Here is a 617-nt window from a genome sequence, read left to right as displayed (position 1 = left end):
CTGTTCGGGCAGTTCTTTGACCACGGCGTGGATCAGACCGTCAAGAGCGGCGGCAACGTGTTCGTGMCGCTCCGGGACGACGATCCGCTGGTTGCAGGGCCGGACCACGTCTTCGGCAACGCCGATGACCTGCCCGCCAACCAGCGCTTCATGGTGCTGACGCGTGCGCAGAACCAGCCCGGCCCCGACGGCGTCCTGGGCACCGCGGACGACGTGCAGGAAGCCTCCAACACCGACTCCCCGTGGGTGGACCAGTCCCAGACGTATACGTCGCACCCGTCCCACCAGGTGTTCGTGCGCGAATACGTCAACAACACCGACGGCAAGCCGGTCTCCACGGGCAAGCTGCTCGGGGGAGAAGCAGGCACCAACGCAGCGAACGGCATGGCCACCTGGGCCACGGTCAAGGCCCAGGCAAGGACGCTGCTGGGCATCCAGCTGCTGGACAAGGACGTCCTGAACGTGCCGCAGCTCGCCGTCGACCCCTACGGCAAGTTCATTCCCGGTCCCGCCCGCGGCCTGCCGCAGTTCGTGACCGCCAGCGGACTCGTCGAGGCGAACCGCGCCGACAACGGCGGCCTTGGCACCCTGGTGCCGGCAGATGTCAAATACTTCGA

At 67.2% G+C, this 617-nt stretch carries 1 pseudogene; it reads left to right on the top strand.

The window, feature by feature from the left end:
• Window positions 1-617 (top strand): annotated as a pseudogene (locus AC1DFE_RS24135) (peroxidase family protein); the annotation flags it as partial.

This window comes from Arthrobacter sp. 05T423, assembly GCF_056396245.1.
The sequence above is the reverse complement of the archived record's forward strand: the minus strand, read 5'-3'. Positions and strand labels throughout refer to the sequence as shown.